This is a genomic window from Rugamonas rivuli, assembly GCF_009380165.1.
GTDB classification, from domain to species: Bacteria; Pseudomonadota; Gammaproteobacteria; order Burkholderiales; family Burkholderiaceae_D; genus Rugamonas; species Rugamonas rivuli.
Genome location: NZ_WHUF01000005.1, coordinates 15,251 through 29,154 on the forward strand (window position 1 = coordinate 15,251; position 13,904 = coordinate 29,154).

Below are 13,904 nucleotides of genomic sequence, written 5' to 3' on the forward strand. Positions count from 1 at the left end.
GTTGATCACATGTCCAGCAGATTGCGGCGTTCGCGCAGCAGCGCGGTAAAGGCGTCGGCGTTGACGGGACGGCTGAAGAAGTAGCCCTGCATCTCGTCGCAACCGCGTTCGGTCAGGAACTGCACCTGCTCGCGCGTTTCCACGCCCTCGGCGATCACGCGCATGTTCAGGTTGTGCGCCAGCGAGATCACCGACAGCGCGATCGCCGCGTCGTTGGCGTTGGTGGTGACATCGTCGACGAAGGATTTGTCGATCTTCAGCACGTCGATCGGGAAGCGCTTCAGGTAACTCAGGCTGGAATAGCCGGTGCCGAAGTCGTCCAGCGAGATGCTGACGCCGATGTCCTTCAGGCGGCGCAGCGCCGCCACCGCCTTGTTCGGATCGCCCATCACCGTGCCTTCGGTGATCTCCAGGCCCAGGTACTCGGGCGCGATGCCAAACTTGCGCAGCGTGCTTTCCACATACGGCACCGTGGCGTCGTTGGCGAACTGGCCGGCGGCCAGGTTGACCGCCACCTTGATGTCGCCCAGGCCCTGGTCGTGCCACACCTTGATCTGCGCGCACACGCTCTCCAGCACCCATTCGCCGATGGAGTTCACCAGCCCGTATTCCTCGGCCAGCGGGATGAAGCGGTTGGGCGGCACCTTGCCCAGCACCGCGTTATCCCAGCGCAGCAGCGCTTCCGCGCCCACCATGGCGCCGGTTTTCAGGCACATCTGCGGCTGGTAGTGCACTTCGAATTCGTCGCGGGCGATGGCGCCGCGCAGCTGGCCCTGGATCGCCAGCTTGTCGCGGATTTCCGCGTCCATGCGCTCGGTGAAGAAGGCGTAGTTGTCGCGGCCGATCTCCTTGGCGCGGAACAGCGCCGTGTCGCCGTTGCGTACCAGCTCATCGAAGCTGTCGCCGTCGGTCAGGCTGACGGCGATGCCGATGCTGGAGGTGACGGTGATCTGCTGGCCGTCGATCACCAGCTCCTTGCGCAGGCCGGCCAGGATCTTCTGCGCCAGCGCCATCGTCGCGCCCAGCTGGGCGTCGTCCGACACGATGATCTGGAATTCGTCGCCGCCCTGGCGGGTCACGGTGTCGCCCTCGCGCACGGTCTCGCTGAGGAACTTGGACACCACCTGCAGCGCCTTGTCGCCGACGTCGTGGCCGTAGGAGTCGTTAATGCTCTTGAAGCGGTCCAGGTCCAGGCACATGACGGCCACGCAGCGGTGCTCGCGGCGGGCGGCGGCCAGCGTCTGCTCGAAGCGCTGGCGTGCCAGCAGGCGATTCGGCAGGCCGGTCAGCGCATCGTGGTTGGACAGGAAATCGATCAGGTGCTGCTCGGCCTTGCGCTCGGTGATGTCCATGAACACCGCCACGTGGTTGATCACGTGGCCCTGTTCATCGCGCACCACCGAGGCGCTCAGCAGGCCCGGATAGGTATCGCCGTTCTTGCGGCGCGCGAGTATCTCGCCCGACCAGTGGCCGGTCTTGGCGATGGACTGCGCCATCGATTCGAAGGATTTGGCGTCCGGCTCGCCGGCGTGCAGCAGCGCCACGCTCTGCCCCACCACCTCTTCCGCGCTGTAGCCGGAGATCTGCGTGAAGGCGGGGTTGGTGGCGACGATGCGCGCATCGCGGTCGGTGACGACGATGGCGTCCTGCGTGGCCTCGAACACCTGGCTGGAGAGCCGCATGAATTCCTCGTTGGCGCGGCGCTGCTCGACCTCCTTTTCCAGCGAGGCGGCCAGCGCGGCCAGTTCGGTGGTGCGCTCGACCACGCGCTCTTCCAGCAGCGCGCGTTCGGCGGCCAGCGCCTGCTGGGCGCGGCCCAGGCGCACGTGGGCGTCGGTGCGGGCCAGGATTTCCTCGGCCTGGAAAGGCTTGGCGATGAAGTCGACGGCGCCCAGCGCGAAGCCGCGCACCTTGTCGTCGGTGTCATGCTGGGCCGACAGGAAGATCACCGGCACCTGATTCAGTTCCGGCGAGGCCTTCAGGCGGCGGCACACCTCGAAGCCGTCGATGCCGGGCATGCGGACGTCGAGCAGGATCAGCTCCGGCGGGCGTGACTGCGCGGTCCACAAGGCCAGCTCGCCGTTCGGCGCCTGACGCACGTAGTAGCCCGCTTCGGTCAGCAGGTCGCTCAGCAGTTTGAGCGAGGCCGGCGTGTCCTCCACGATCAGCACTTCGCCCTTGGTGTGTTGTTCCGACAAATCCCGATGCATGTAAAACTCTCTCGCCTGGTTTGCTGCCATATTGACAGCCACTATCATATACCCGTCAGGCTTGCGCCTCCAGTTCGTTATCCGCCTCGTCCAGCAATGCGCACAGCTGCGGATACTGGTGCAGCCGTATCATGTGCTCGATGCGCTCCACCACTTCCCCCAGTTCCTGCGGCAATGGCGCCAGCAGCAGCGCCACGCGCGCCAGGTTCAGCTCCTGCAAAGCGGTCTTCAGTTGCAGGCGCAGGGCCGGCTCCAGCAGGCCCAGGTCGTCGCGCGAGAGCGGAGACGGCAAGGCCTGGCGGGGGCTGTGATGGCGGCGCAGGAACTGCAAGCCCAGTTGCTGCTCCAGCACCGCGTACAACTGGTCCTGCTCGACCGGCTTGCGCATGAACTCATCGGCGCCCGCGCCCAGCGCCTCCTCGCGCTCCTCGGCGAAGGCGGACGCCGTCAGCACCACCACCTTCGGCTGCGGGCCGGCGGCGTTGGCGCGGATCTGGCGCGTCGCGCTCAAGCCGTCCAGCGCCGGCATGCGCCAGTCCATGAACACCAGGTCCGGATGCCAGACATCGACCATCGCCAGCGCCTGCGCGCCGTCGCCCACCACCGCCACCTCGAAGCCCAGCGGTTGCAGCAGGCTTTCCAGCAGCGCGCAGCCGTCGGCATTGTCGTCGGCCACCAGGATGCGGCGGCCACGCTGCGGCGGGGCCAATGCGGCCACTTCGTCGTCGCCGTTTTCCGGCGCACCGTCGGCCACCTGCGCCGAGATCGTGAAACGGAAAGTGGCGCCGGCGCCGGGCGCCGATTCCACCGTCAGCTCGCCGCCCATCAGCTGCACGAACTCGCGCGAGATGGTCAGGCCCAGGCCCGTGCCTTCATGCGCGCCCGGTCCCTCGGCCTGGATGAAGGGCTCGAAAATACGCGCCTGGTCGGCCGGCGAGATGCCGGGGCCGTTGTCGATGACTTCGAATTCCAGCTCGCAGCGGCCGCCGTTCGACACATTGCGCATGGCGCCGCGCACCCGCAGCGTGACCTTGCCCTGCCCCGTGAACTTGACCGCGTTCGACATCAGGTTAAGCAGCACCTGGCGCAGCTTGGTGCCGTCCACGCGGGCGCCGGGCGGCAGGCCGGCGGCGTCCAGCTCCAGCTCCACGCCGGTCTGGCCGGCGCGCATGCTGACCATGTCCATCACTTCCTGCAGCATGTCCTCCAGGCCCACCACCTCGGTCTGCAGCACGGCGCGGCCGGCCTCGATCTTGGACAGTTCCAGGATGTCGTTGATCAGCGTGAGCAGGTGCTGGCCGGAGCGGTGGATGATGGCCAGGTTGCGCTTCTCTTCCGGCAGCATGTTCTTGGAGTCGGCCATCAGGCGCGAGAAGCCGATCACGGAGTTGAGCGGCGTGCGCAGCTCGTGGCTCATATTGGCGAGGAAGATGCTCTTGGCCTGGTTGGCCGCCTGCGCCTGCAGCACCGCGACCGACAGCGCATTGGTGCGCTCGGCCACCAGGTCTTCCAGGTGGATGCGGTGGCGGCGCAGCTCCTGCTCGGCCACGCGGCTGGCGGTGACGTCGTAGTTGACGCCCACCATGCGCGCCGGCTGGCCGTCGGCGTCGCGGAAGATCATGGCGTCGCCCTTGAGATGGTGCACCGAGCCGTCGCCCCACACCACGCGGAACTCGACATCGAATTCGGCCTGGCCGTTCAGCGCCTGGCGCAGCAGCGCCTCGGTCGGGATGGCGTCGTCGGGATGTATCATGGTCAGCCACAGGTCGAACGGCCGCGCCACCTTCTGCCCCTCGACGCCGTGCAGACGGTACATCTGCTCGTCCCACACCACTTCGTCGCTGATGATGTTCCAGTCCCAGATGCCGATCGCCGCCGCGCTCGACGCGATCTGTAAGCGCTCCTCGCTGGCGTGCATGGCGACGTAGCGGCTGTCCATCAGGCGCACCATCTCGCGGATCGAGGCGTTCAGGGTTTTCAGCTCGCCGAAGAACCAGTCGCGCGGCGGCAAGGCGCCCGGATTCTGGCCGGCCTTGACGTTGGCGGCATAGCGTTCGATGGTGGTCAGCGGCTTGAGGATCAGTTGCCACAGCAGCAGGTACAGGCTGGCCACCAGCGTCACGACCAGCACGAAGATCATGCCGGCGATGGTGTACAGGCGCTGGCGCAGCTGTTCGATCAGGCCGGCCGGCGAGGCGTACACGGTGATGGTGCCGATGTTCTGGCCGCCGGCGACGATGGCGCGCTGCACCGACAGCAGCTCGGGATCGTCCGGCATGCGGGTGGTGGCGACCAGTTGCGCCTGGTCGTTGCGGGTCAGGATGAAGGGGTGGTTGCTGGCCACCGGCGCCACTGCGCTGGCGTACAGGTCGCGGTTGCTCAAGCCGCTCTTCATGATGGTGACGATCTGGGTTTCGTCGAAGTTCCAGGCCGGCAGCGCGACGGCGGCGGCCAGCTCATCGGCGCTGTTGGCCAGCGTCTTGTGCAGCTGCTCCCAGCGCTGGGCGCGCTCGACCTGGTAGAAGTACAGGGCAAAAGTAGTCAATACCAGCGTCACCACCGCGGTCAGCGTCACACTGACGAACACGGCTATCGATACTCTTCCTGCACGGCGGGCGAAGCGCTCCAACATCTGAAAACCATTCTTTAGGGTTAGTCTGGGATACCTTCGACTTAAATCATAGGTTCAAACCGACCCGAAGTCCATGCATTTTATTGCCCAAAAGGATTAAATTACAGGAACAGCAAGTTTTTGCACGTTCAAGCAACATCCTTGGCAGTTTGCAAATGGTCGCAGGCGATGGCGGTGCTCAGGAACAGCCGGCCGTTCAGCTCGCGCAGCAGCTCGCTGTTGCGCAGGCGGTCCAGCACCGGCCCCTTCACTTCGGCCAGGTGCAGGCCGATGCCGCGCCGCTTCAGGCTCTGGTTCAGCTCCGACATCGCGTACAGCGCCGACGTGTCGATCGAACTGACCGCCGTCATCACCAGCACCAGGTGGCGCGCGCTGGCGTGGGTGGCCAGCTCGCATTCGATGCGCTCGGCCACCGCCTCCATATTGCCGAAGAACAGATTGGCGTCGATGCGCAGCACCAGCAGTTCCGGCCGGGTCTCGGCCGGATAGCGTTCGACATTGCGGAAATGCTCGGTGCCGGCGATGCGGCCCAGCACCGCGATGTGCGGCCGGCTCGCGCGCCAGATCAGGGTGCCCATCGACAGCGCCACGCCGACCACCACGCCCGCCTCCACGCCCAGCACCAGCACGCCCAGGCAGGTCGCGCCCCAGGCCAGCACGTCGCCGCGGTCGTACTGCCAGGCCGTGCGCAGGATGCCCAGTTCCAGCAGGCCGAGCACGGCGACGATGATGGTCGCGGCCAGCACCGGCAATGGCAGCAGCGACAGCCAGCCGGTGGGCGCCATCAGCGCGCAGGCCAGCAGCGCGGCGGTGATCAGGCTGGCCAGCGGCGTGTTGGCGCCGGCCGCGAAGTTGACGGCGGAGCGCGACAGGCTGCCGGTGACGGGGAAGCCGCCGGTCAAAGCGCTGGCGACGTTGGCCGCGCCCAGGCCGATCAGCTCATGGTTGCTGACCAGCTTTTCGTTGCGCTTGAGCGCCAGCGACTGCGCGGCCGACATCGACATCAGGAAGATGATGAAGCCGATCAGCAGCCCCGGTTGCAGCAAAGGCTTCCAATGCGCGCTGGAGCTGGCGAGGTTGAGGTGAGGCAGGCCGCCGGGGATGGTGCCGGTGGTGCGCACGCCCATGGCCGCGAGATCGGTGGTGGCCATCAGCACGATGCCGCCCAGGACCACCAGCATCGGCGCCAGCTTGGCGGCGATGTCGGCCACGCCGGCCGGCATGCCACAGCGCTTCAGCAGGCCCGCCAGGTATTGTTTGGACAGCACCAACAGCAGCAAGGCGGTCACGCCCATCGCGGCGCTCGGCGCGTGCAGGTGCGGCAGCTCCGCGCCCAGCAGCGTATGCAACTGGTCGAAGGCGATCACCAGCGCCGAGCCGACGGTGAAGCCGCTCATCACGGGACGGGAAAAGAAGTTGGCCAGGAAGCCCATGCGCAGCACGCCGCACAGCAGCAGCACCGCGCCGGAGATCAGCGCCAGCTGCGCCGCCAGCACGCCGGCCAGCGCCGAACCGGCCGGCGCCAGCGGGCCGATGACGGTGGCCGTCATCAGCGAGATGATGGCCATCGGTCCCACCGATTGCGTCATGCTGCTGCCGAACAGCGCGTAAATGATGGGCGGCAGGATGCTGGCGTAGATGCCGACCACCGGCGGCAGGCCCGCCACCAGCGCGTACGCGGTGCCTTGCGGGATCATCATCATCGCCACCACCAGCCCGGCGGAGATATCGCCGGCAAGCAGTTCGCGCCGGTAGTGCTTCAACCAATGCAGCATTGTGTATCCGTGGTGCTTGAAAATACCGCCAGTCTACGCGATCGGCCCCGGGCAGCCCAGCCCTAAGCACGTTTTTTACATTACGTAATCTGAAAAACGTATAAGCATCACCTGCGCTGCGGAAGCGAGGCCTGCACCGCCTGCAGGATTTCCAGCGACAGCGCCTCGTCGTCCACCGCCCGCGATAGGACAATCGCGCCGACCAAGGCGGCGTAGGTCGCCAGGGCCTGGCGCCGCTGGTCCGCATCGCCGTCGCCGGGCATCAGCGGTTCGAGCACGGCCAGCTGGGCGCTGACGCCTTCGGTCAGCGCATGCCGCGCCTTGGGGCCGAGGCGTGAAATGTCGGCCCCCAGCGAGGTCACGGAACAGCCCAGCGCGGGACCGTCGCGATGCGCAACCGACAGGTAGCCGGCGCCGATCTTGTCCAGCGCGGTGTCAGCCCCCTGCTCCACATAACCCTGCCAGCGCTCGACCGAGCGCTTGAGCGCGTGCGACGTGGCCTCGGCCAGCAAGTCTTCCTTGGAGGCGAAATGGCCGTAGAAGCCGCCGTGCGTGAGGCCGGCGTTTTTCATCAGGTCGGCCACGCCGATGCCGTCGTAGCCTTTTTCGCGGAACAGCCGCGCCGCCGTTTCAACGATGCGCTCGCGGTTGAGCGCCACTTGTTCCCTGCTTACCTTCATGTTTGTCTCCCCACGGTGCACCTGTTGACATCATACATTATGAGCGTAATATATCAATCATTACGACCATCATTTAAAAGGAGTTGGACCATGAAAGCTGTCATCAGTGCCTACGCCCGTTCCCCCTTCCACTTCGCCCGCAAAGGCAAGCTGGCCGAAGTCCGTCCCGACGACCTGGGCGCCCAGGTGGTGCGGGGCCTCATCCAGCGCACCGGTCTCGACCCGCGCCTGCTGGACGACGTGATCCTTGGCTGCGCTTACCCGGAATCCTCGCAGGGCAACAACCTGGCGCGCATCGTCGCGCTGCTGGCGGGCTTTCCGCACGAGGTGCCGGGCATGACGATCAACCGCTTCTGCGGCTCGTCGATGTCGGCCATCCACATCGCCGCCGCGCAGATCGAGGCGGGACTGGGCGAGGCCTATCTGTGCGTCGGCATCGAATCGATGACGATGGTGCCGCAAGGCGGCTACAACTTCTCCCCCAACCCGCAGCTGCTGGCCGAAACCGACGCCTACATCAGCATGGGCGATACGGCGGAAAACGTCGCCCGCAAATACGAGGTGGCGCGCGCCGACCAGGAAAAGCTGGCCGTCCAGTCGCACCAGAAGGCGGCCAGCGCCCGCGCCGCCGGTTTGCTGAAGGATGAAATCGTGCCCATCACCACCGCCACCGGCGAAGTGATCGCCGAAGACGGCTGCATCCGCCCCGGCACCACCGTCGAGGCGCTGGCCGCGCTGAAGCCGGTGTTCGATCCCGAGCACGGCGTGGTCACGGCCGGCACCTCGTCGCCGCTGACCGACGGCGCTTCCGCAGTGCTGGTGACGACCGAAGCCTTCGCCCGCAAGCACGGCCTGGCGCCGAGCGCGCGCATCGTCTCGATGGCGGCGGTGGGTTGTGATCCGGCGCTGATGGGCATAGGTCCGATCCCGGCGACGCAAAAGGCGCTCCGGCTGGCCGGCCTGCAGGCAAGCGATATCGATGTGGCGGAGATTAACGAGGCCTTCGCATCGCAGGCGCTGGCCTGTGTGCGCGAGCTGGGGATCAGGCCGGAGGTGTTGAATATCGACGGCGGCGGCCTGGCCATCGGCCACCCGCTGGGCGCCACCGGTGCGCGCATCACCGGCAAGGCGGCGGCGCTGCTGGCGCGCAGCGGCGGCCGCTACGCGCTGGCCGCCCAGTGCATCGGCGGCGGCCAGGGTATTGCGACGGTGCTGGAAAAGATCTGAGGCTTATTCCGTCACGTCGATGCAGTTGCGGCCCGCGCGCTTGGCGCGGTGCAGCGACGCATCGATCCGGTCGAGGACAGTGGCGCTGCCCTCGTCCGCGCCCACCTGGGTCACGCCCAGGCTGACGACCACCTCGGCGGTGCGCGGCAGGTCCGCTTCGGCCAGCGCGCCGCGCAGCTTTTCGGCCAGGCGTTTGGCGTCGGCCGCCGTGGTATGCGTGGCGATGATCAGGAACTCTTCGCCGCGCATGCGCGCCAGCAGGTCCGAGGTGCGCAAGCGGCTCTTGACCACGTCCGCCACCACGCGCAGCGTCTGGTCGCCGACCGGGGAACCGTATAAATCGTTTACGGATTGGAAGCTGGCGACGTCGAACGACAGCACGGCCAGCGGCAGGCCGTAGCGGCGCGCGCGGCGGATTTCGTTGTCCAGCATGTCCTCGCCGGCGCGGCGGTTGGCGGCGCCGGTCACGCTGTCGACGGTGCTCATCTGCGAAATCTGGCCGGACAGTTCTTCATTCCGGTGCTTCAATTCGCTCATGCCCAGGCCGAAGCTGACAAACTGCGCCAGGCTGCTGAAGCAGGCGAACTGCTCGCGCGAGAAGGTGATGTGGCGGTCGAACATCAGGCAGATCGCGCCCAGTTCCGGGCCGCCCGGCTCGGCGCGCAGCGGCAGCGCCAGCACCATGCGCACGCAGCGGTCGTGCAGCGTCATCGCCAGTTCGGGGTCGCCGGCTTTTTCCGGCGCGTCCAGCAGCACCATCTCGCCGCGCGACACCGCCAGCAGCGGCGGGAAGACGTCGCGCAGCGGCGATTGCAGCAGGCGGTCGCGCCGCTGCAGCAAGCGCGCCAGGTCCAGGTGGTTGCGCGATTCCTGCGCCACCAGTTGCAGGTCGCCCCGCTCCTTCATGTGCAGCACGGCCGTATGGCGCACGCCGGGGAAATTGCACAGCGCCAGGCAGATCTGGGCCGACATCGATTCGATGGTGTCGATGCCGCTCAGCGCGCGCTGCAGGCTGCGCTGCACGCCCAGCAGGTCGCGCAGTTCTTTTTCCTTGTCCAGCAATTCCTGCTGCAGGGCGGCGGCGGCATCGGCGGGCACCGCCAGCGCCTGCTCCACGGCCTGTTGCAGCTCGTCGTTGAGTACGGGGCAGATGCGGTAGTCGAACTGGCCGTAGGTCATCAGCTCGGGCAGCCAGGCGCTGTGCTCGTAGGCGCACAGCACCAGCACCGGCGCACCCGCGCGGCCGCGGATCAGCGCGCCGACGCCGGCCAGCTCGCTCAGCTGCTCGTAGCCGTTCAGGTCCAGCACCAGCAAATCCACCGGGCGCTTGCCGAGCGCCGCAGCGGTCGCCTCGACATGCTCGGTCATCGTCAGCTGGGAGAACATCTCTCCGCAGCAGGATTGAAACTCCGAGCGTCGCTCGCCATTGGCGTTAAAAAACACGCCTACGCTATTGGTCCGGTGCGGCATCATGTTGCTCCTACGCATGCTTTTAATATAAAAATTGTATCCCCCCAGTAGTGTGCCATAAAGTTCATAATTAGCAATATTTTTTGTACTAAAGATCAGATTATTTCCTGAGGCAACTTGTTTTGCGTCGCAGTTTTGCCGCAAACGCGGGCAAGGGAGACAGAAACGACAAAGCGCGCGACGGTAGGAACCGTACGCGCGCTTTGGCGGTTTGATGCTTGTCTGGCGACGGCTTAGCGGCGGCGTGCCTTCCAGCCCAGCGCCATCAGGCCGGCCAGCAGCATCGCATAGGTTTCAGGCTCGGGAACCGGCACCGGCACTTCGGTGACAGTGATCGACGTCAGGGCACCGTTCGCGCCCATCATCGCATGGGTGGCGGTGGACGAATACGTGTAGTAGAAGCTCGACTGGTTGAAGCCGGAAAAATCCAGCTCGCCAGGCATGGCCGAGGCGTTGAAGATCTGGCCCGACTTGTCGAAGAAGCTCAAGGCCATCATCTGCGACGCGAAGGCGTTGGCCGACACGTTGGCGATGCCGAAACCATCGGCCCCGCCCAGCATGGTCGCGTTATTGGCGACCTGCACATTGGTGCTGCTGTAGGTGGTGTCGCTCAGGCCGATGCTGTTGCCGCCGATGCTGGCGTCCAGGCTGTTCTGGGCCGCAGGCGCCGCGTACATGGCGCTGCCGCCGGCGCTGCTGAACAATCCGGTCTCGGTATCGTAGCTGAAGTGGCCGGTGATGTTGTCGCCGACGGAAACCAGGCTGCCCGACAGGGTGCTGGAAGCGACCGCGCCACCCGTAAAGGTCAGCGGCGAGAACTCGACCATTTCCTGGATTTTGGCTGTGAAATCAAATTGATAGACGGTAGCGTGGGCAGAGCCGAGCATGGTCAGACCGGCTAACAAAATGGGCAGCTTTTTCATCGGGGCATTTCCTGGATAGGTGTCAAGCCAGCATTAGAACATTTACAACAAGCATTGTCAATATTAAATAATAATTTCACCATAGAAACTCATAACTTAGACCCGATCTTCTTCATCGCTGCCGCCAGCCCTGTGGCGGATTCAGCGTAGCCATCCCAGGGGGTATTGCCCACATCGAGACGCGAGTGCACATTGGCCACGGTCCACTGATCGGCGCCGCGCAAGCCATCCAGCTCATCCCATGCCAGCGGTACCGAGATGCCCAGGCCCGGCCGGCTGCGCGCCGACCACGCGGCCACCGTGGTGGCGCATAGCCGGGCCTGACCGGCACCACCACATGCAGGCCCTTGCCGCCGCTGGTTTTCAGGAAGGCCGGGAGGCCCAGGTGATCGAGGAAGGCGCGCATCAGTTGCGCCGCCTCTTTCACTTGCCGCCAGCTGACGCCCTTCCCCGGGTCCAGGTCGAACACCATGCGGTTGGGCTTCTCGTAATTGGCGGCGTTGGCGTTCTGCGTGTGCAGTTCGATCACGTTCCACTGCGCGGCCGACAGCAAACCCCGTTCGGTCGAGATTTCCAGCATCGGCGCATGGTCGGGATCGAGCGCGGGATCCAGGTGTTTGACGCCGGGCAGCTTGCCGGTCTCGGCGTGCTTCTGGAAAAACAGTTCGCCGCCGACGCCGTCCGGCGCGCGCACCAGCGACACCGGGCGTCCCTTCAGGTGCGGCAGCATCAGCGCGCCGACCAGCGCGTAGTAGCGCACCAGCGCCATCTTGGTGGCGCCGCTTTGCCTGTCGATCACGCGGTCCGGGTTGCTGATCCTGAGTGTGGCGGGCAGCCTGCCCTCACCGGCGGTTTTAAGCGAGTCTCCCATGCCGCCAGCGTATGCCCGGGCGGCGGCCGATTCCGTACGCTGGCGAACATGTAAGCAATCTGGCGAGCTTGTAAGCGTTTGTAAAGCCCGTCAACGACAGCGATCCGGGCCGCGTTTTTCGCTCAGTGACACGGGAATTGTCCCGGCTCTAAATCAACCTGAATGAGGATTTCATCATGAACAAACTTATCGCTACCCTGATCGCCGGCCTGTTCGCTACCGCAGCTTTTGCACAGACCCCAGCCACCGCGCCAGCCGCTCCAGCAGCCGCCGTCAAAGCAGAAGCCAAGGAAACCAAAGTCGTCGCCAAGGCAGACGCTAAAGAAACCAAGGCCGCCGTCAAAGCCGAAGCCAAAACCGCCAAGGTAGAAGCCGAAGCCAAGAAAGACGTGACCGTCGCCAAGGCTGAAGAGAAAGCCGAAAAGGCCGACGCCCACGCCAAAGCCCACAAAACCAAAGCCAAGGCACACGCCAAGGCCGAGAAAGCTGAAGCAGCAGCTACCCCTGCTCCAGTCGTCACCAAGTAATTCCGAAGTACGCGGCGGCCCCCAGCCCGCTGCTCATAAAAAAAGCCTGTGCCGCTCACGCGTGCACAGGCTTTTTCATTACAACTGCAGTTTTATCGCTGCGCGACTTTCTGCGGCGCGTTGGCGCCATCCCAGCCGCCGCCCAGCGCGCGGATCAGCGCCACGGTGGTGACAGCGCGATTACCGCGCAGCTGCACCGCACTACGCTCCACCGACGCCAGATTGCGCTGTGCGTCCAGCAGATCGAGGTAGCTCGAACGGCCGGCGGTGTACAGCTTCTGCGCCAGATCGGCCGAACGACGCGCCGAAACGACGGCATCTTCGATCTGCGCGGTCTGGCCAGCCAGGATGCGCAGGCCCGCCAGGTTGTCTTCCACTTCCGCGAAAGCCACCAGCACGCTCTGGCGATACGTACCAACCGATTCCTCAAGCGCCGCTTCGCTGCGATTGATGTTGGCCTTGTTGCGGCCACCATCGATCAACGGCATCGACATCAGCGCGCCCAGCACCCACGAACGGCTGCTCCACTTGAACACGTCGGCCACGGTATTGCCCGAGGCGCCGCCCGCATTGGCGTTCAAGGCCAGCGCCGGGAACATCGCCGCCTTGGCGACGCCGATGCGGGCGTTGGACGCTTCCATCGCGCGCTGTGCCGCGGCGATGTCCGGACGACGCTCCAGCAGCGACGACGGCAGACCCGCCGGGATCACCGGCAGCAGCGACGTGTCGAGCAGCGGGCTGGCGCCGGCCGTGTAGCTGGCCGCCGGTTTGCCCAGCAGGACCGCCAGTGCATGCTCGGTCGTCACGCGCTGGCGTTGCAGGCCGATGGCTTCGGCGCGCGAAGTTGCCAGCTCGGTCTTGGCACGCGACAGATCGAATTCGCCGATGTCGCCCAGGTCGAAGCGACGCTGGTTGACCTTGACGTTTTCTTCGCGGGTCTGCACCGTGCGGTTCAGCGTTTCCAGTTCAGCATCCGTGGCGCGCAGACGGAAGTAAGTCTGCGCCACGTCAGCCTGCACCGACAGCAGCACCGAACGGTAAGTCGCTTCCACGGAAGCGGCGTCGTTGCGGGCGGCGCTGACGTTCGACGATACGCGGCCGAACAGGTCGACCTCGTAGCTGGCCGTCAGGTTGGCGGAAAACACATTGCCCGGAGCGACCGGCGTACCGGCCGGCAGACCAAGCGCCACGTCGGACTGGCGCTGGCGCTGTGCGCCGACGTTGACGCCGACCTGCGGAATGCGATCCGCCTCGGCGATGCCGGCGATGGCGCGGGCCTGCTTGACGCGGGCCGCAGCCACGGCCAGGTTGGCGTTGGCGCGGGTGGCTTCGGCGATCAGCTCATTGAGAGCCGTATCGTTGAAAGCCAGCCACCACTCGCCACGCGGCTGCGCTTCGGCGGCTTGCGCCTGTTTCCAGGTGCTGCCGTCGGCGGCCACTTTGACAGTGGCCGGCAGCTGCGATTCCTTGAACGCGACCGGCACGTCCATCGCAGGCTGCTTGAATTCCGGCGCGGCGCATGCGGTCATCAGCAAGGCTGCCAATACAGGCGCCACACCTTTAGCGATCATATGCAGCTTGTTCATCGA

The 13,904-nt window shown here is 65.7% G+C and carries 9 protein-coding genes and 1 pseudogene; 2 read left to right on the forward strand and 8 right to left on the reverse strand.

Annotated elements, in window-relative coordinates; genetic code table 11:
* Nucleotides 1–5 precede the first annotated feature (5 nt).
* The 4 genes from GEV01_RS18710 to GEV01_RS18725 all read right to left on the reverse strand — a co-directional run bounded on the left by GEV01_RS18710 (nucleotide 6) and on the right by GEV01_RS18725 (nucleotide 7,297).
* The gene (locus GEV01_RS18710) at nucleotides 6–2,210 is read right to left on the reverse strand and encodes a GGDEF/EAL domain-containing response regulator (protein WP_152807112.1); all 2,205 of its coding nucleotides are present in this window, start codon (nucleotides 2,208–2,210) and stop codon (nucleotides 6–8) included.
* A gap of 55 nt (nucleotides 2,211–2,265) precedes the next feature.
* On the reverse strand, nucleotides 2,266–4,842 hold the full coding sequence (locus GEV01_RS18715; RefSeq protein WP_152807113.1) for an ATP-binding protein: 2,577 nt from the start codon (nucleotides 4,840–4,842) through the stop codon (nucleotides 2,266–2,268).
* Nucleotides 4,843–4,970: 128 nt separating this feature from the next.
* Nucleotides 4,971–6,617: a SulP family inorganic anion transporter gene (locus GEV01_RS18720; protein WP_152807114.1), complete on the reverse strand. Its 1,647-nt coding sequence runs from the start codon at nucleotides 6,615–6,617 to the stop codon at nucleotides 4,971–4,973.
* Nucleotides 6,618–6,724: 107 nt separating this feature from the next.
* Nucleotides 6,725–7,297, reverse strand: coding sequence for a TetR/AcrR family transcriptional regulator (locus GEV01_RS18725; RefSeq protein WP_152807115.1), 573 nt, complete (start codon nucleotides 7,295–7,297; stop codon nucleotides 6,725–6,727).
* A 90-nt stretch (nucleotides 7,298–7,387) separates the two neighbouring features.
* Between GEV01_RS18725 and GEV01_RS18730 the strand changes: the two genes are divergently transcribed.
* On the forward strand, nucleotides 7,388–8,524 hold the full coding sequence (locus GEV01_RS18730; protein WP_152807116.1) for a thiolase family protein: 1,137 nt from the start codon (nucleotides 7,388–7,390) through the stop codon (nucleotides 8,522–8,524).
* Nucleotides 8,525–8,527: 3 nt separating this feature from the next.
* On the opposite strand, the gene GEV01_RS18735 is transcribed toward GEV01_RS18730, so the two are convergent.
* The 3 genes and pseudogenes from GEV01_RS18735 to ligD all read right to left on the reverse strand — a co-directional run.
* Nucleotides 8,528–10,012 carry a GGDEF domain-containing response regulator gene (locus GEV01_RS18735; RefSeq protein WP_235914439.1) on the reverse strand — a complete coding sequence of 495 codons (1,485 nt, stop codon included), beginning with the start codon at nucleotides 10,010–10,012 and terminating at the stop codon, nucleotides 8,528–8,530.
* Nucleotides 10,013–10,227: 215 nt separating this feature from the next.
* Nucleotides 10,228–10,917, reverse strand: a complete 690-nt coding sequence (locus GEV01_RS18740) for a PEP-CTERM sorting domain-containing protein (protein WP_152807117.1) — start codon at nucleotides 10,915–10,917, stop codon at nucleotides 10,228–10,230.
* Between the two features lie 89 nt (nucleotides 10,918–11,006).
* A pseudogene (ligD, locus tag GEV01_RS18745) lies at nucleotides 11,007–11,761 on the reverse strand (non-homologous end-joining DNA ligase LigD); the annotation flags it as partial.
* A gap of 203 nt (nucleotides 11,762–11,964) precedes the next feature.
* Here ligD and GEV01_RS18750 point away from each other — a divergent pair.
* Nucleotides 11,965–12,315: a hypothetical protein gene (locus tag GEV01_RS18750; RefSeq protein ID WP_152807118.1), complete on the forward strand. Its 351-nt coding sequence runs from the start codon at nucleotides 11,965–11,967 to the stop codon at nucleotides 12,313–12,315.
* 92 nt (nucleotides 12,316–12,407) lie between these two features.
* Here GEV01_RS18750 and GEV01_RS18755 read toward each other — a convergent pair whose 3' ends face one another.
* The gene (locus GEV01_RS18755) at nucleotides 12,408–13,901 is read right to left on the reverse strand and encodes an efflux transporter outer membrane subunit (RefSeq protein WP_152807119.1); all 1,494 of its coding nucleotides are present in this window, start codon (nucleotides 13,899–13,901) and stop codon (nucleotides 12,408–12,410) included.
* Between the last annotated feature and the right edge of the window lie 3 nt (nucleotides 13,902–13,904).